This is a genomic window from Phytobacter sp. V91 (assembly GCF_965644225.1).
Taxonomy (GTDB): Bacteria; Pseudomonadota; Gammaproteobacteria; order Enterobacterales; family Enterobacteriaceae; genus CBFFRJ01.
Window position 1 is genome coordinate 1 of sequence record NZ_CBFFRJ010000123.1, and the last position, 15,252, is coordinate 15,252.

A 15,252-nucleotide genomic window follows, 5' to 3' on the forward strand; every position below is an offset into this window, starting at 1 on the left:
CGGGCATCGTGAAAAATCTATGGCAAAGAAAGCCTTATGTTCTCATAACTGACGATTAAATCGCACCTTCCCTAACCAGTACTAACCGACAGCGCGAATGGAGAAACAGGGCTGAGGCCCTGTTTCTTTTTTGAGAGGTTTTATGCATACCTTAATGCTGCTTGCGGCACTTTCCAGTCAGATAACCTTTAATAGTGCCCATGAGGGCGATATGTACACCATTATCCCGCAAGTGGTGCTCAGCGAGCACTGTGTTTGCCAGGTGCAGATCCTCACCACTAAGCAGGGCGAATCCGGTGAAAGTCGGACGCAGCAGCGTAAGACTGTCGAATTTGCGGCGAATCAACCCACCTCATTGATGCGCCTGAGCATGAACATTTCGCCTCAGGATGACGTAAATATCACCGTCACCGTTACGGATGGCAACGCGCTGCATTTATCACAGCAGTGGTCCCCGCAAAACAAAATCTAACTCATTCATTTACCAAATGAATAACTCGGAAATAATAGATCTCATCCGTGTTAAATTTGTTGCCATGATGTATAAATAAATTAGCGCTTAGTGTTATCGGCGATCGGGATGGTGGCCGTCACATCATCTGCATCTGCACATCAACTTATTTCTGAGGTCAATATGTCAGCTTCGCGAAAGGTTTTTATCTTCTGCTCTTTGCTGCTGGCAGGGAGTGCCAGTGGTGTTGCTGTTGCCAAAATGGGAGGGATTATCCACTTTACGGGATCGATCGTTGAACCACCTTGCGACGTGGGCATTAACGCACATAACGTACAGACCACCTGTCAGCGGGCAGGGCAGGTACGGACGAGCACCATAGCCATAAAAAGTCTGACAAACAAACCTCAGACTCTGCAAAATGTCGCGACGATGAAAATGCAGTATCTCAATACGACAAAGACGCTGGCTATTCTCGATATCGCTTACAACTGACCCTTCCTTCAGGGAGCACATACCGGTGCTCCCTCTCATTTTTGATACTTCAGACTTACGCCTGCGATACACTATAAAAAGATGAGTTTACCAGGAGGCGTCAATATGCAACCACGATTGCAGGTCGTACAGGGCGATATCACCACTGTGAAGGTTGATGTCATTGTTAATGCAGCCAACCCATCATTGCTTGGCGGTGGCGGCGTGGATGGCGCTATCCATCGTGCGGCGGGGCCTGCGTTACTGGAGGCGTGTAAGAAAGTGCGCCAGCTCCAGGGGGAATGCTCTCCAGGCCATGCCGTGATCACCATCGCAGGGGATTTGCCGGTAAAAGCGGTTATTCATACCGTTGGTCCGGTCTGGCGAGGCGGCAATGAGAATGAGGCGCGTGAGCTGGAAGATGCCTATCGCAACAGCCTTAAGCTTGCAGAAGCGAATGGTTATGAAACTATTGCCTTTCCTGCGATCGGTACCGGCGTCTATGGTTACCCGAAAGCGGCAGCCGCAGAAATTGCCGTTAACAGCGTCTGGGGCTATCTGGCCACCCATTCCCATATCAAACAGGCAGTTTTTGTCTGCTTTGATGAAGAAAATACGGCGCTGTACCAGCGTCTGTTGAGCCAACACGGTTTCCTGCCAGAAGCCTGATCCGCACTGGAGCGGAGCGGGGGCTGGCGTAACTATCAGCGGGCGGACACCTGCGGATTATTTTCTTTAGCTGGCGGTTTGCCGGAAAAGAGGAACTTCAGCACCGGGATCCGCAAATGCGCTTCATAAAGAAGCAGCGCACAACCGTTCACGAACAGTAGACCGCTCATAAAGCCCAGCAGGTTGGAGTGGATCTGCGGCGTTATCCACGCGCCGAATAGCAAGGTGAGCGGGTGGTGGACCAGGTAAATAAACAGCGATGCGTTAACGAAGTAGCTCACACGAGAAGACTGGAAATTGAGCAGTCGGTAGCCCAGTGAAAAGACCACGTTAACCATCCACACACCCAACAACATGGTGATGACTGATTCTGTCTCATACATCCATGCATCGCCGCTTCCGTAATGCTGATTCAGCAGATAGGCAATAAACGCTGCCAGAGCGCCCGCCATGCAGGCCGGGGAGGGCTTCAAAAACAACGCTTTCAGCCGCGGATTGATAAAGGCCAGAGCCCCGAGCATAAAAAAGGGGATGTAGAACAGGGATTGCATGATCGCAAAATTGAATAAGGCGTCGCGCAGGATATCCGGATAAATCGTAAAAATCAGTCGGCGAACCGTGGCATAGATTACCCCAAAAATCAGAAAGGCAACGGACAGTTTTGCCCAACTGATGTTACTCAGGAATCTATCGGTATTATTTTTTATCTTTCTGAACAGCCACATACTGACGGTGGTGAGTATCACCAGCACCAGTAAAAACCACAGATGTGAAATCAACTCCCATACCAGAGTGTTGAATTTGTCGTAGGTTGAAAGACTGTGCCAGTTTTCGGTGCGGGCATTGACGTACTGCAACATGATAAATTGCGGTAAGGTCAGCAGTGGAATGGCGGTGAGCATCGGAATGCCGACACGCTCGACACGTAGTGTCCACCAGCGCTTAACCGGGTAGCGCAGGTACAGCATGTAAGAAAAGTAACCGGAGATGACAAAAAAGACCTGCATGCGAAATGCGTGAATACTGTCATTGAACAGCGTCAGCCACCATGAGGGATGGGCACTGTTAACATGCCACATATGGCTGGAGTAAATGAGCGAAATGTGGAATGGGATACCCAGCAGCATTAACCACGCGCGTATGGAATCCAGAAAATATTCACGTTGAACGGGTGACTGGCTCATATAACTCCATCGATTCTCAGACTTTTCGTCTTATCCCTAAAGCAAATAATGATTACATTCGCGAGTAACCCTACACTATGTCCCAGAGACAATCTCCAGGATAAGCACCTAAAAGCATAAAGGAGCGGTTTCATTTGCTTATTCGCTGAGCCAGCATAGAGAACGAAGAGGGGATTCAGTTGTCGGATTGCTTGTATTTCCATTAAAATGGATCGGATCGATTTAAGCACACAAAGGGGGAAGTGCTTAGTTATTATGAAACCTAAATTACGAATGATGAAAATGCGTTGGTTGGGTGCCGCAGTTCTGTTGTCTCTTTATACGTCATCAGGCTGGGCTTTTTCTATTGACGATGTCGCAAAACAGGCTCAATCCTTAGCAGGCAAAGGCTATGAAGCGCCGAAGAGCAATCTGCCTTCCGCGTTCCGCGAGATGAAATACGCGGACTACCAACAGATTCAGTTCAACCACGATAAGGCCTGGTGGAACGCTACTAATACCCCATTTAAGCTTGAATTTTATCATCAGGGCATGTACTTCGACACGCCAGTCGCCCTCAACGAAGTGACCGCCGCTGCTGTTCGCAAGATTAAGTACAACCCGGACTATTTCAATTTCGGCAATGTACAGCACGACAAAGACACGGTGAAAGATCTCGGATATGCCGGTTTCAAAGTCCTCTACCCCATTAATAATAAAGATAAAAACGATGAAATCGTCAGTATGCTGGGTGCCAGCTACTTCCGTGTGATTGGCTCGGGCCAGGTTTACGGTCTTTCTGCCCGTGGTCTGGCTATTGATACAGCATTACCGTCCGGTGAGGAGTTCCCTCACTTTAAAGAGTTCTGGATTGAGCGGCCAAAACCGACCGACAAGCGTCTGACTATCTATGCGTTGCTGGATTCTCCCCGCGCAACCGGTGCTTACCGTTTTGTGATTATTCCAGGCCGCGACACCGTCATTGATGTGCAGTCGAAGGTTTATCTGCGTGACAAAGTTGGCAAGCTCGGCGTTGCCCCGTTGACCAGTATGTTCCTGTTTGGACCGTCTCAGCCCTCTGCGGCAATGAACTACCGTCCTGAACTGCATGACTCTAATGGCCTGTCGATGCATGCGGGCAACGGCGAGTGGATTTGGCGCCCGCTGAATAACCCGAAACATCTGGCCGTCAGCAGCTATGAGATGGAAAATCCGCAGGGCTTTGGTCTGCTCCAGCGTGGCCGTCAGTTCTCCCGTTTTGAAGATATCGACGATCGTTATGACCTGCGTCCAAGCGCCTGGGTAACACCGAAAGGCGACTGGGGCAAAGGCAAAATCGAGCTGGTTGAAATTCCGACCAATGATGAAACCAACGATAACATCGTGACTTACTGGACGCCGGATCAACTGCCGGAGCCTGGTAAAGAGATGAACTTCAAATACACCATCACCTTCAGCCGTGACGAAGACAAACTGCATGCTCCGGACAATGCCTGGGTAACGCAGACCCGTCGTTCAATGGGGGACGTGAAACAGTCCAATCTTATCCGCCAGCCCGATGGCACTATCGCCTTTGTGGTCGATTTTACCGGCCAGGATATGAAACAACTGCCGCAGGATACCCCGATAAGCGCGCAGGCCAGCATTGGTGATAACGGTGAAATTGTTGAAAACAGCGTTCGCTATAATCCTGTGACGCAAGGTTGGCGTTTAATGCTGCGCGTGAAGGTTAAAGATCCGAAGAAAACGACGGATATGCGCGCCGCACTTGTCAATGCAGACCAGACCCTGAGTGAAACCTGGAGCTATCAGCTACCTGCCAATGAATAAGATAACTGAGTATATCGACGCGCTGCCGCTTCCTGAGACGGAAAAGGCGGCGTTGCCGAGAGAAAGTATTGGTGCCGTGCACAAAGCTCTGGACGGGGGGCGCAGCCACTGGACGCGTGAGGATGATACGCCTCTGGGTTCGGTGAAAGCGCGTCTTGAACACAGCTGGCCGGACTCGCTTGGCAAAGATCAGTTGATTAAAGATGACGAAGGGCGTGACCAGCTCCAGGCCATGCCAAAAGCCACGCGTTCTTCGATGTTTCCTGATCCCTGGCGTACCAATCCGATCGGGCGTTTCTGGGATCGTCTGTGCGGTCGCGATGTGCAACCGCGTTATATGTCCCGCCTGACTAAAGATCAGCAGGCCAGCGAGCAGAAATGGCGCATGGTGGGTTCCATCCGTCGCTACATTTTGCTGCTGCTGACGCTGGCGCAGACGGTGGTAGCGACCTGGTATATGAAAACCATCCTGCCTTATCAGGGGTGGGCGCTGATCAATCCGGCAGATATGGTTGGGCAGAATCTTTGGGTTTCCTTTATGCAGCTCCTGCCGTATGTGCTGCAAACGGGCATTCTGATCCTGTTCGCTGTTTTGTTCTGTTGGGTCTCGGCGGGGTTCTGGACCGCGCTGATGGGGTTCCTGCAACTGCTGATTGGGCGGGATAAATACAGTATCTCGGCTTCAACGGTGGGTGACGAGCCGCTTAACCCAGAGAACCGTACCGCGCTTATCATGCCTATCTGCAATGAAGATGTGGATCGCGTGTTTGCTGGTCTGCGGGCGACCTGGGAATCCGTTAAAGCGACCGGAAACGGCGCCCACTTTGACGTCTATATCCTCAGTGACAGCTACAACCCGGATATCTGTGTTGCTGAACAGAAAGCCTGGATGGAGTTGATTGCTGAAGTGCAGGGCGAAGGGCAGATCTTCTATCGCCGCCGCCGTCGTCGTGTTAAACGCAAAAGCGGTAACATCGATGACTTCTGCCGTCGTTGGGGCAACCAGTACAGCTACATGGTGGTGCTGGATGCTGACTCGGTAATGACCGGTGACTGCCTCTCCGGGCTGGTGCGCCTGATGGAAGCCAACCCGAATGCGGGGATTATTCAGTCCTCCCCGAAAGCATCCGGTATGGATACGCTCTATGCGCGTTGCCAGCAGTTTGCCACCCGCGTGTATGGCCCACTGTTTACCGCCGGTCTTCACTTCTGGCAACTGGGTGAATCCCACTACTGGGGTCATAACGCCATCATCCGCGTAAAACCCTTTATCGAGCACTGCGCGCTGGCGCCGCTGCCGGGTGAAGGCTCCTTTGCCGGTTCGATTTTGTCTCACGACTTTGTTGAAGCCGCGCTGATGCGCCGTGCCGGCTGGGGTGTGTGGATTGCTTACGATCTGCCTGGCTCCTATGAAGAACTGCCGCCGAACCTGCTGGATGAACTCAAACGTGACCGTCGCTGGTGCCACGGTAACCTGATGAACTTCCGCCTGTTCCTGGTGAAAGGTATGCACCCGGTTCACCGTGCGGTGTTCCTGACAGGGGTGATGTCCTACCTGTCAGCGCCTTTGTGGTTTATGTTCCTGGCGCTCTCCACGGCATTGCAGGTGGTGCATGCGCTCACTGAGCCGCAATACTTCCTGCAACCGCGGCAGTTGTTCCCGGTATGGCCGCAGTGGCGTCCTGAGCTGGCGATCGCGCTCTTTGCCTCAACCATGGTGTTGCTGTTCCTGCCTAAGCTGCTGAGTATCATTCTGGTCTGGTGCAAAGGGCCGAAAGAGTTCGGTGGTTTCTTCCGCGTAACGGCATCCCTGCTACTGGAAGTCCTGTTCTCAGTGCTGCTGGCACCCGTGCGTATGTTGTTCCATACCGTGTTTGTGGTCAGCGCGTTCCTCGGCTGGGAAGTTGTCTGGAACTCGCCGCAGCGTGATGATGACTCCACCCCCTGGGGTGAGGCCTTTATGCGCCATGGTTCACAGCTGTTGCTGGGTCTGGTGTGGGCGGTCGGTATGGCGTGGCTGGATTTACGCTTCCTGTTCTGGCTGGCGCCGATTGTTTTCTCCCTGATCCTCTCGCCGTTTGTTTCGGTTATTTCAAGCCGTTCGACAATCGGGTTGCGCACCAAACGCTGGAAACTGTTCCTGATCCCGGAAGAGTATTCTCCTCCGCAGGTGCTGGTGGATACCGATAAATATCTGGCGCTGAACCGCAGCCGTTCGCTGGATGAAGGTTTTATGCACGCGGTGTTCAACCCGTCGTTTAATGCCCTGGCGACCGCCATGGCAACGGCGCGTCACCGTCACGGGCATATACTGGAAATCGCGCGCGATCGTCACGTAGAGCAGGCGCTGAATGAGACGCCGGACAAGCTTAATCGCGACCGCCGTCTGGTGCTGTTAAGCGATCCGGTAACTATGGCGCGTCTGCATTATCGCGTGTGGGCATCGCCGCAGCGCTATCTTTCCTGGGTCAATTACTACCAGGAACTGAAGCTGAATCCGCTGGCGCTCAAAGTGAAGTAAGCCGACATAAACGAAAATACCGGCCTGGGCGCCGGTATTTTTTTGTCTGAATAATCCTATACTTCAGTTGAAGTATTCTACGTTGTCGCAGTGAGGTTTTTGGTGAAAATAGTTTTTGTGGTGCTGATGGCCTGTCTGCTGAGTGGTTGCGGCAGCATTATTAGTCGCACGATCCCAGGGCAGGGCCATGGCAATCAGTATTATCCCGGCGTGCAGTGGGATGTCCGTGATTCAGCCTGGCGCTATGTCACCGTGCTCGACCTGCCGTTTTCGCTGGTCTTCGATACGTTGTTGCTCCCGCTGGACGCACATCACGGACCTTATGAGTAGTTAACGCTCATCCCATTCGTCAGCGGAAGTATGATCTTCCTCGTCGTCGAGTGGCGGTTCAAGCTGGAATTCACCTTCATCCCATTCATGGAGCGTATTCTCTTCCTGCCACTCCTGGCGCAGTTCAATCTCGTCAAAATCATCATCAAACACGCTCTGTGCCGCTTCGCCGCTCAGCATGGGCAGGCATTCGCCATCCTCGCCTTCGTCGGCAAAAAACTCAGCCTGCCACTGGATGTCGCCATCCTGGAGCACAAATTTTTGCATATTAAATTGCTGCACGCTGACGTCTTCTTCATTCAATCCCGGCATGTTCGCCAGGAATTCTTCACGAGCGGCATCAATGGCTTCCTCGAGCGTGTCGTACATCGTCATAGATTTCTCCCTGCGGTATGAAGAGGTGTTCAGGGAAATAATAGTTGATTATCGGATTTTGCAAGCCCGCGCGACAAAAAATCAGTCATCAGTGTTAGCCGACTGCTGTCGGTTAAGTGGCGGCTCTGTCACCGCCACACGCGCAGGTTTTTGCCAGCTCAGCCAGGAATAGAGCGCGTTGAACAGCACAACAAAGGCGGTGACCAAAAAGACAGTGCGAAAACCGTAGCTTGCGGAGACCGCCGCGCCCAGTAAAGGGCCAGTTACGTTACCAATATCACGAAACGACTGGTTGTAACTGAAAATCCTGCCCGCAATCTGATTTGTGGAATTGTACACCAGCAGCGTTTGTACCGCCGGGAGTAACGCACCGTCCGCCGCCCCGAGCAAAAAGCGCAGCAGCCCCAACTGCCATGGCGTCTGTACCATCGCCATTGGGATAAGCAGCAGGACTGAAATCACCAGCGCGGCAACGAGGATCTTTTCCGGCCCGATACGGTCGCCGAGTCTGCCAAGGCGCGGTGCGCTGAGTAATGCCGCTACGCCGGGGACAGAGGCGATCATCCCGCTGATAAACGCGATATTGCCGATATTGCCTGCCAGTTCGCGCACATAGAGCGTGAGGATAGGGGCGATTGAGCCGGTGGCAACCTGAATGATCATGGTGGTGACAAACAGACTCATGACCAGGCGCGGATTTTTCAGCGAGGCCAGGACCGCGCGCGCGTGGAGCATCTCTTTTTTGGCGACCTGGACAAAATTCTCTTTAATACAGATCAGGGTGAGTAAAAAACAGAGGAACAGTACGCTGGCGGTGATAAAAAACACCATCCGTAATCCATAGGTATCTGCCAGCAATCCACCTGCCAGCGGGCCGAGTAAGGCGCCGGAAACGCCACCGGTGGATAATGTGCCCATTGCCCAGCCGCTGCGATTACGCGGCATCTGGGTGGCGATCAATGCATTGGCATTGGGAATAAATCCGCCCAACAGACCGAGCAGGGCGCGCAGCACCAGCAGTTGCCAGATATTTTGCGCCAGTCCCGTCAGCGCCATCACGCAGGCCATGCCCAGGGCAGAGCGCAGTAGCATGATTTTTCGCCCTTTACGGTCTGCAAGTCCACCCCAGAAAGGGGATGCAATCGCCGAGAACAGGATCGTTATACTGAATACCAGCCCGGACCACATATTCAGCGCACTGTGCCCGGTCACGCCGAGTTGTTCAACGTACAAGGGCAGGAAAGGCATCACCAGGCTGAAAGCCGCACCGGTTAAGAAACAGCCTATCCAGGCGACGGTCAGATTACGTTTCCAGTGTACAGGGGAAGAAGATGACATTACGCTTCACGTTACGCGCATCAGGCGCGGCTTTATTATTGATAAATGAAATTGATAAGCCTGCTAATTATGCGCCTACGTAATGAATGCTGCAATGGAAACTCTGCGTCAAAGTAAAACAGGAGTGGCGGCCAGGAGGTCCAGGCCGCCAGACGTTTAGTACAGGGAAGGGGAACCTTCAGGGCGGGTTTTAAAGCGACGGTGCAGCCACATATACTGCTCCGGAGCCAGCAGAATGCAGCGCTCTATCACTTTATTCATCCACGCGGCGGTCTCCTCACCACTCTCCAGCGGGGGGGACGTTTCGCCTTCCAGCATGATCAGTTCGTAGCCTTTGCCATCGGGTTTACGCCGCGGCACAAAAGGAACCAGGCAGGCCTGTGACATCTTCGCCAGCATCCAGGTGCCGAGGGTGGTTGCGGTTTGCTCAACGGCGAAAAAGGGGACGAAGGCGCTGGATTTGGGGCCATAATCGTGGTCCGGCGCGTACCAGACAACCTCGCCATTTTTCAGCGCCCGTACCATGCCTTTGAGATCTTTACGATCAATCATGGTTTTGTTGGAGCGTAAACGCCCTCTGGTTTGCAGCCAGTCCAGCACCGGGTTGTCGTTCGGGCGATAAACGCCGATGCCCGGAATATTCATCCCGAAGATGCGTGCGCCTAACTCGAGGGTCAGAAAATGGATGCCAATAAGCAGAATGCCCTTTCCCTGGCGCAGGTGCATATGGGTATTGTCCATACCTGTGACCTCGGTCCACCGGCGAATACGTTTATCCGACCAGAACCAGGCCATCCCTGTTTCCATGATGCCCATTCCGACGGATTCAAAGTTCCTGGCGAGCATCTGCTGACGTTCCTGCGGGCTCAGATCGGGAAAGCTGAGTTCCAGATTACGTTGCGCAATGTGTGCCCGGCGTTTCATCACTTTCATTCCGATGCGGCCCAGCGCGCATCCGAGGCGGTAGATGAGGGGATAAGGCAGTTGCACGACTAAGCAGAGTAAACCGATACCAGACCAAAGGAGCCAGAAGCGAGGGTGCAACATAGATGCGGAGAATTTAGGTAAATGCGTCATATCTGTCCTGTAAAAGCTAAAATATTCCCATTAATGTTGTTAGTGTCGCATTAATTGTTCCGTAACCAAAATAAACGACGGATAACATTGTTGTTAATGGGGCGTTGCGCTTGCCCTGCAAGATAATAAGAATGTAGCGCAAAATGTGTGGATGTAAATTGTCAGTAATTGCTTTATCATGCGCCGGTTTTTTACTCCCCCTTGTTTTGCAGGAAAACGTACACCATGCCAGTGTTACACAATCGCATCTCTAACGATGAACTCAAAGCCCGCATGCTTGCGGAAACTGAACCCCGTACTACGGTGTCGTTCTATAAGTACTTCACCATTGTGAACCCCAAAAGCACCCGTGATGCTTTGTATCAGGCATTTACCAGCCTAAAGGTTTTTGGTCGTGTTTATTTAGCACATGAAGGGATTAATGCCCAAATCAGTGTGCCAGAGAGTCAACTGCCTGCGCTACGCGAGTGTCTGTATGCTTTTGATCCGGCGTTGAATGGTCTGCGTCTGAACATTGCTATTGATGATGACGGAAAGTCATTCTGGGTACTGCGGATGAAGGTTCGCGATCGCATTGTTGCCGATGGAATTGACGACGACAGCTTCGACGCCAGCAATGTCGGTGACTATTTGCAGGCGGCGGAGGTGAATGCGATGCTCGACGATCCAGATGCAGTATTTATCGATATGCGTAACCACTATGAATATGAAGTGGGCCATTTTGAAGGGGCGCTGGAAATCCCGGCAGACACCTTCCGCGAGCAGTTACCGAAAGCCGTGGAAATGATGCAGGAACACAAAGATAAAAATATCGTTATGTACTGCACCGGCGGTATTCGTTGTGAAAAAGCCAGCGCGTGGATGAAGCACAACGGTTTTAACAAGGTTTCGCACATTGAAGGTGGCATTATCGAGTATGCCCGTCGCGCACGTGAACAGGGGCTTCCGGTTCGTTTTGTTGGCAAAAACTTTGTTTTCGATGAGCGGATGGGAGAGCGAATTTCAGATGATGTCATCGCCCACTGTCACCAGTGCGGCACGCCGTGCGACAGCCACACCAATTGCCGTAATGACGGTTGTCACCTGCTGTTTATTCAGTGCCCGGCCTGTGCGCAGAAGTTTAAGGGGTGCTGCAGTGAGCAGTGTAGCGAAGAGAGTGAGTTACCTGAAGATGAGCAACGCCGCCGCCGCGCAGGACGCGAGAATGGCAATAAAATCTTTAACAAGTCTCGTGGCCGGCTGAACACCAAACTGGGTATTCCTGACCCGGAATAATAGTGACACTGGCCCGGTTGCGTTGCCGCAAACCGGGCCGCATGGCAGGTTTATTTCTGCTGCTCGCCTTCGACTGAGATAATCAGCTCAACATCCTGCGATGCCGGGCCGAGATCGGTCGTGATGCCGAAGTCTTTCAGTTTAATCTTGCCGCTGGCTTCAAAGCCTGCACGCTTACCGCCCCAGGGGTCGTCACCCTGACCAATCAGTTTTGCATCCAGCGTCACCGGTTTGGTTACGCCGTTGAGCGTCAGGTTGCCGGTAATATCCAGCCCGTCACCCTCTTTTTTCACCTCGGTTGAGGTGAAGGTTGCCTGCGGGAACTTGGTTACGTTCAGGAAATCACCGCTGCGCAGATGTTTATCACGCTCGGCATGGTTGGTGTCCAGACTGTTGGTATTGATAGTCACGTTGACTTTATCGGCAGCCGGATTTTTTTCGTCAAAACTGAAGGTGCCGTCGAAGTCCTTGAACGTGCCATACAACCAGCTGTAGCCAAGGTGCTGAATACGGAAATTAACAAAAGCGTGTTGACCTTCCTTGTCAATTTTGTAGTCTGCCGCAACGGCAGAACCGGTGGCGAACAGTAACGTTGCGAGAGTGAGTCCCGGCAGGATTTTCTTCATTTTATACTCCAGAGTCAGGCGACGATTTTCCCAGCATGCGCTTGAGGGTGGCGTCTTTATCGATGAAATGATGTTTCAGGGCGGCCAGTCCATGCAGCACTGAAAGCACAACTACGCTCCAGGCCAGCCAAAGATGGATATCACCTGCAAGATCCGCTTGCGACCCGGCATCAGCAAAGGTGGCAGGGACCTCAAACAGGCCAAAAACACTGATGGGTTTACCATCGGCGGTGGAGATCAGATAACCGCTGAAAAGAATGCCAAACAGCAGTAAATAGAGCGCAATATGGGCGACAACGGCACTGACCCGCGTCAGGCGGGAATAGCTTTTTAGCGCTGCCGGAGGAGGCGACAGGCGACGCCAGACCAGACGGACAACCAGCCCCAGCATTAACAGAATACCGATACCTTTATGTATTTCAGGCGCCTGATGGTACCAGCCATCATAATAGCTGAGAGTGACCATCCATAACCCCAGCGCAAACATACCGTATACCACCAGCGCAACAAGCCAGTGAAGGGCCACAGATATAGCGCCATAGCGAGATGGAGAATTACGCAATTGCATTTTATTAACCACGGAGTGCAGTGTGTTAATTTAAAATGGCGTGCTTAAACCAATAATGCAACTTAAAGATAACAAGCGATGAAAATATTTTTCATTGGTCATCTTTTTTGAATAAAAAGAGGGGGTGATGTTCAATGTATTCGTGATTTTTGCGGAGGATAGACCATTTAAGTCTTTGTTTATCAGGTTTTTATCTTAACTTGCTTATTCAAATAATCTGCATTTAATTTGTTTTTATTAAAGTAATGTCAGCAATTGTCAATATTCCATCATTCGGCCCACAGAACATAAATAAGATCAATTAACGCAATAACTCCCCACAGCACGATATATAACATCAGATGTTCACGGACATTATTCACCACAAACAGAAAGAAGCGACGCATGGACTCTCCGAATATCAGGAAAAAGAAAGGCGACCTTCTGGTCGCCCGGCGATTATCCTGCAAAGCGGGCAAGAGAGAATGGTGTTAAATCAAAATTAGTGCGTTCGCCCCGGGCAAACTGGCTGGCGATTTCACCCAGAACCGGCGCAAATTTAAAACCATGGCCGCTCAGACCGGTTATCAACAGCATATTGGGCTGACCCGGCACGGTGTCGATGATAAAGTCCTCATCCGGCGAATTATCATAGGTACAGGCTGCGCCATACAGACAGCCGCCAACACCCGGTAAAAACTGGCGCAAGAAGCCGAAGCATTCAGAACCGTCAGACGCTACTCTGCCAAAGGGAACGCGCTCGCTGGCCTCACTAATCAGCTGTCCGCCGTTGTGTTTACCGATCTTTAGCTCATTCTCCTGGGCGGGGAAACCGTAATATTGCGAGCCATCCGGCATTTCTCCGGTAAAGGCCGGGAAATTGTTCTTTTTGCTGTAGCGGCCATCGGCCTGGAACCAGGCAAACACTTTGCGTAGCGGCTGAACGGGCAGGTCAGGGATCAGTCTGGACACCCAGGTCCCGGCACTGACCAGCAGCTTGCTGCCGAAGAATGTACCTTCCGCTGTTTCAATTGAAACGCCATCCTCCACGGCGTTGATCGCGGTGACCGGGCAGTTAAACAGCTGTGCGCAGCCGGCTTCCCCGGCCAGACGGATCCAGGTCTTGATCGCCAGTTCGCTGCGCAGGAACCCGGAATCAGCTTCGAATAAGCCAATATAGTTCTCAGGTACGCTGATTTCAGGCCAGCGGGCGCTGATTGACGCCGCATCGAGATTTTCCACCGCCAAATCCCATTGCCGGGCACTCTGCGCTACGTTTGCCAGAAATTCGGAATCGGCCGGACCGAGATTAATGACACCGGAACGTTCAAACACGGCTTCACCGCTGTCGGCCGCCAGTTGATCCCACAACTGTTGCGCCCGTAATACCAGCGGCACATAACGTTCACCCTCGCCATAGGCATGACGGATCAGGCGCGTATCGCCGTGGTGGCTGCCTTCCTGATGCGGGGGCAGGTGGGCATCGGTCATCAGCACCTTTAAACCGGCACGCGTTGCATAATAACCCGCTGCCGCACCGACAGAGCCGCTGCCGACGATTACCAGATCGTATTTCATTCTTGTTCTCCAGCGAATGCGTAATCAGGAGGAGTAAATAAGCGCAAGGCGTTATACAAGGCGGGGAAATAAATAAGGCACCCGGTGGGTGCCTGTTGAGTGAATATTGCGCACTATCGCTAATGCCTACGATACTCATTTGCCTGGTATTCGCCTGATTCTATTTTGGCGATGCCCGCTTCCAAAATGGATATAAACTGGCGGGCAACATCTGTCGTTAACCACAACGTCTGACCGACTTCGGTGTCCTGGGAAGCAGGTCTGTTTGGGGTCTGGTAGTGCAATCTCAGCATCAGGGCATCATAGCTATCCACTGTGCTGATATCCCATCCGACTAAAGGATGGGTCTGAATGACTTCATTATTTTTTTCCATCATAACCCCCGTGTAGCGTGTTTAAGGACAACGACTTCTGAGGTTCAATGCATGTTTTCTGAAGCAATTTCAGTATACCAATATTTAACCTAATAGATCTAATAAATAACACTCTGCAACATTTTTTTAAGTGGCGTGGATTTTTTTGAACAACAGGAGGGGGACTTAAACGTTATTTTTAAGCAGGTTAGGCAGGAAATAAGATTTTTACGCAAAAATGAAGACAAAAAAGCCGGGGCGACCCGGCAAGCACAACACAATGTAGAGTATATTAATCGCGAATAAACCAGTCGTCGGCGCTTTCCCAGGTTTCCTGCAAAATTTCACTTATGCGATCTTTATCTTCCTTTGCTGCGCCGAGGACAGAAAGGTTATTTGCGGCGGCATAACGCACCGTAATTGTATTTTCGCGATCGGGATAAGAATTATTCAGACGGCGGGATAATTCACCGGCCAGTGCATCAATGGCACCCGCAGGTAATGGTGTTGTTTTTGCTATAGTGACTTCAATACGCATGGCAGCCCCCTGTAGAAATTACTGTATGTTTATGGGTCTTCCCCTGTTGTGGTGGCTGTTGTAGGCTTTTCGCTGTTGACCCAACAACAGGAGGAAAACCACTTGAA

The 15,252-nt window shown here is 51.8% G+C and carries 17 protein-coding genes; 7 read left to right on the forward strand and 10 right to left on the reverse strand.

Annotation, left to right across the window (positions count from 1 at the left end):
* Positions 1-142: 142 nt before the first annotated feature.
* The 3 genes from csgC (at position 143) to ymdB (ending at position 1,594) form a co-directional block, all read left to right on the forward strand.
* Positions 143-472 (forward strand): curli assembly chaperone CsgC, encoded by a 330-nt coding sequence (gene csgC, locus ACSZO4_RS20265; RefSeq protein ID WP_437890882.1) that lies wholly within the window; start codon positions 143-145, stop codon positions 470-472.
* Positions 473-634: 162 nt separating this feature from the next.
* Positions 635-946, forward strand: coding sequence for a type 1 fimbrial protein (locus ACSZO4_RS20270; protein ID WP_437890883.1), 312 nt, complete (start codon positions 635-637; stop codon positions 944-946).
* Between the two features lie 105 nt (positions 947-1,051).
* A complete protein-coding gene (gene ymdB / locus ACSZO4_RS20275) occupies positions 1,052-1,594 on the forward strand; it encodes an O-acetyl-ADP-ribose deacetylase (protein WP_437890884.1) in 543 nt (180 codons plus the stop codon).
* Positions 1,595-1,629: 35 nt separating this feature from the next.
* Here ymdB and mdoC read toward each other — a convergent pair whose 3' ends face one another.
* Positions 1,630-2,778 carry a glucans biosynthesis protein MdoC gene (mdoC, locus tag ACSZO4_RS20280; protein WP_437890885.1) on the reverse strand — a complete coding sequence of 383 codons (1,149 nt, stop codon included), beginning with the start codon at positions 2,776-2,778 and terminating at the stop codon, positions 1,630-1,632.
* Between the two features lie 273 nt (positions 2,779-3,051).
* Here mdoC and mdoG point away from each other — a divergent pair, with 273 nt between their 5' ends.
* The 3 genes from mdoG to ACSZO4_RS20295 all read left to right on the forward strand — a co-directional run bounded on the left by mdoG (position 3,052) and on the right by ACSZO4_RS20295 (position 7,438).
* Positions 3,052-4,587, forward strand: a complete 1,536-nt coding sequence (gene mdoG / locus ACSZO4_RS20285; protein WP_437890886.1) for a glucans biosynthesis protein MdoG — start codon at positions 3,052-3,054, stop codon at positions 4,585-4,587.
* Entirely contained in the window at positions 4,580-7,108 is a 2,529-nt protein-coding gene (mdoH, locus tag ACSZO4_RS20290; protein ID WP_437890887.1) for a glucans biosynthesis glucosyltransferase MdoH, read from the forward strand. The genes mdoG and mdoH overlap by 8 nt, the downstream gene beginning before the upstream one ends.
* A gap of 102 nt (positions 7,109-7,210) precedes the next feature.
* A complete protein-coding gene (locus ACSZO4_RS20295; protein ID WP_437890888.1) occupies positions 7,211-7,438 on the forward strand; it encodes a YceK/YidQ family lipoprotein in 228 nt (75 codons plus the stop codon).
* Here the strand turns inward: ACSZO4_RS20295 and ACSZO4_RS20300 are convergent, their stop codons facing one another.
* The 3 genes from ACSZO4_RS20300 to ACSZO4_RS20310 form a co-directional block, all read right to left on the reverse strand.
* The gene (locus tag ACSZO4_RS20300) at positions 7,439-7,813 is read right to left on the reverse strand and encodes a MysB family protein (protein WP_437890889.1); all 375 of its coding nucleotides are present in this window, start codon (positions 7,811-7,813) and stop codon (positions 7,439-7,441) included.
* Positions 7,814-7,894: 81 nt separating this feature from the next.
* Positions 7,895-9,151 (reverse strand): multidrug efflux MFS transporter MdtG, encoded by a 1,257-nt coding sequence (mdtG, locus tag ACSZO4_RS20305; protein ID WP_437890890.1) that lies wholly within the window; start codon positions 9,149-9,151, stop codon positions 7,895-7,897.
* A gap of 156 nt (positions 9,152-9,307) precedes the next feature.
* Positions 9,308-10,228: a Kdo(2)-lipid IV(A) acyltransferase gene (locus ACSZO4_RS20310; protein ID WP_437890891.1), complete on the reverse strand. Its 921-nt coding sequence runs from the start codon at positions 10,226-10,228 to the stop codon at positions 9,308-9,310.
* A 225-nt stretch (positions 10,229-10,453) separates the two neighbouring features.
* Here ACSZO4_RS20310 and trhO point away from each other — a divergent pair, with 225 nt between their 5' ends.
* Positions 10,454-11,503, forward strand: coding sequence for an oxygen-dependent tRNA uridine(34) hydroxylase TrhO (gene trhO / locus ACSZO4_RS20315; protein WP_437890892.1), 1,050 nt, complete (start codon positions 10,454-10,456; stop codon positions 11,501-11,503).
* A gap of 50 nt (positions 11,504-11,553) precedes the next feature.
* On the opposite strand, the gene ACSZO4_RS20320 is transcribed toward trhO, so the two are convergent.
* The 6 genes from ACSZO4_RS20320 to dinI all read right to left on the reverse strand — a co-directional run bounded on the left by ACSZO4_RS20320 (position 11,554) and on the right by dinI (position 15,145).
* Positions 11,554-12,129 carry a YceI family protein gene (locus ACSZO4_RS20320; protein WP_437890893.1) on the reverse strand — a complete coding sequence of 192 codons (576 nt, stop codon included), beginning with the start codon at positions 12,127-12,129 and terminating at the stop codon, positions 11,554-11,556.
* A 1-nt stretch (position 12,130) separates the two neighbouring features.
* Positions 12,131-12,697, reverse strand: coding sequence for a cytochrome b (locus ACSZO4_RS20325; protein ID WP_437890894.1), 567 nt, complete (start codon positions 12,695-12,697; stop codon positions 12,131-12,133).
* Between the two features lie 269 nt (positions 12,698-12,966).
* Entirely contained in the window at positions 12,967-13,083 is a 117-nt protein-coding gene (locus ACSZO4_RS20330; protein WP_437890895.1) for a YceO family protein, read from the reverse strand.
* 52 nt (positions 13,084-13,135) lie between these two features.
* The gene (solA, locus tag ACSZO4_RS20335) at positions 13,136-14,254 is read right to left on the reverse strand and encodes an N-methyl-L-tryptophan oxidase (protein WP_437890896.1); all 1,119 of its coding nucleotides are present in this window, start codon (positions 14,252-14,254) and stop codon (positions 13,136-13,138) included.
* A gap of 119 nt (positions 14,255-14,373) precedes the next feature.
* Positions 14,374-14,628 (reverse strand): biofilm formation regulator BssS, encoded by a 255-nt coding sequence (gene bssS / locus ACSZO4_RS20340; RefSeq protein ID WP_437890898.1) that lies wholly within the window; start codon positions 14,626-14,628, stop codon positions 14,374-14,376.
* 271 nt (positions 14,629-14,899) lie between these two features.
* The gene (gene dinI / locus ACSZO4_RS20345) at positions 14,900-15,145 is read right to left on the reverse strand and encodes a DNA damage-inducible protein I (protein ID WP_437890897.1); all 246 of its coding nucleotides are present in this window, start codon (positions 15,143-15,145) and stop codon (positions 14,900-14,902) included.
* Positions 15,146-15,252: the final 107 nt, after the last annotated feature.

Coding starts and splice junctions, on each gene's coding strand:
- csgC (WP_437890882.1), top strand. CDS start 143: ATGCATACCTTAATGCTGCTTGCGGCACTTTCCAGTCAGATAACCTTT.
- ACSZO4_RS20270 (WP_437890883.1), top strand. CDS start 635: ATGTCAGCTTCGCGAAAGGTTTTTATCTTCTGCTCTTTGCTGCTGGCA.
- ymdB (WP_437890884.1), top strand. CDS start 1,052: ATGCAACCACGATTGCAGGTCGTACAGGGCGATATCACCACTGTGAAG.
- mdoC (WP_437890885.1), bottom strand. CDS start 2,778: ATGAGCCAGTCACCCGTTCAACGTGAATATTTTCTGGATTCCATACGC.
- mdoG (WP_437890886.1), top strand. CDS start 3,052: ATGATGAAAATGCGTTGGTTGGGTGCCGCAGTTCTGTTGTCTCTTTAT.
- mdoH (WP_437890887.1), top strand. CDS start 4,580: ATGAATAAGATAACTGAGTATATCGACGCGCTGCCGCTTCCTGAGACG.
- ACSZO4_RS20300 (WP_437890889.1), bottom strand. CDS start 7,813: ATGACGATGTACGACACGCTCGAGGAAGCCATTGATGCCGCTCGTGAA.
- mdtG (WP_437890890.1), bottom strand. CDS start 9,151: ATGTCATCTTCTTCCCCTGTACACTGGAAACGTAATCTGACCGTCGCC.
- ACSZO4_RS20310 (WP_437890891.1), bottom strand. CDS start 10,228: ATGACGCATTTACCTAAATTCTCCGCATCTATGTTGCACCCTCGCTTC.
- trhO (WP_437890892.1), top strand. CDS start 10,454: ATGCCAGTGTTACACAATCGCATCTCTAACGATGAACTCAAAGCCCGC.
- ACSZO4_RS20320 (WP_437890893.1), bottom strand. CDS start 12,129: ATGAAGAAAATCCTGCCGGGACTCACTCTCGCAACGTTACTGTTCGCC.
- ACSZO4_RS20325 (WP_437890894.1), bottom strand. CDS start 12,697: ATGCAATTGCGTAATTCTCCATCTCGCTATGGCGCTATATCTGTGGCC.
- ACSZO4_RS20330 (WP_437890895.1), bottom strand. CDS start 13,083: ATGCGTCGCTTCTTTCTGTTTGTGGTGAATAATGTCCGTGAACATCTG.
- solA (WP_437890896.1), bottom strand. CDS start 14,254: ATGAAATACGATCTGGTAATCGTCGGCAGCGGCTCTGTCGGTGCGGCA.
- bssS (WP_437890898.1), bottom strand. CDS start 14,628: ATGGAAAAAAATAATGAAGTCATTCAGACCCATCCTTTAGTCGGATGG.
- dinI (WP_437890897.1), bottom strand. CDS start 15,145: ATGCGTATTGAAGTCACTATAGCAAAAACAACACCATTACCTGCGGGT.